The sequence below is a fragment of the Microbacterium sp. K41 genome (genome assembly GCF_004794395.1).
In the GTDB taxonomy this organism is placed as follows: domain Bacteria; phylum Actinomycetota; class Actinomycetes; order Actinomycetales; family Microbacteriaceae; genus Microbacterium; species Microbacterium sufflavum.
The window spans coordinates 1-545 of the sequence record NZ_SSDO01000413.1; the positions used below are offsets into that span (position 1 = coordinate 1).

A 545-nucleotide genomic window follows, 5' to 3' on the forward strand; every position below is an offset into this window, starting at 1 on the left:
CGCGCCGGACGGCCCTGCCGCCCTGCCCTCCGGGCGCTCCCGCCGCGCGTACGTCACGCGCCTCGCGCAGCTGCACCGCCGTCTGGCCTATGCGCCCCTTCCGGCCGTGCCGCTGCACTGGCTGTCGCTGCTGCCGCTCGCGCTGTGGCGGTCGATCACGCACCTGATCGGCAAGCGACCCGAGGCCGTGCTGCCCGAGTGGGGCGCCGCGCTGGCCGCGATGCTGCGATTCGGGGCCGTCGCCCGCTCGCGCGCACGCATCCGGGCCTTCCGCACGTCCTCCTGGGCCAGCATCGCCCCGCTCCGGGTGACCTCGGCGCAACTGCGCCGACGGCTCGACGACGGGCACGGCAGCGAGCACGGCGCGGTGAGCGAGCTGCGCTTCTTCTCCGGCGGCGGCGCATGGGTCGTGCTGGCCGCCCTGGTCGTGGGCATCGCCTCCTTCACCACGCTGCTCGCCTGGCCGACCATCGGGGGCGGTGGCCTGCTGCCGCTGCGCCAGACCGTCGCCGCGCTGTGGGGCGACGCGGCCTGGGGCACCCGCG

General features: G+C 77.1%; 1 pseudogene. It reads left to right on the forward strand.

From position 1 onward, the window contains the following. Nucleotides 1–545 (forward strand): annotated as a pseudogene (locus DW309_RS12870) (glycosyltransferase); the annotation flags it as partial.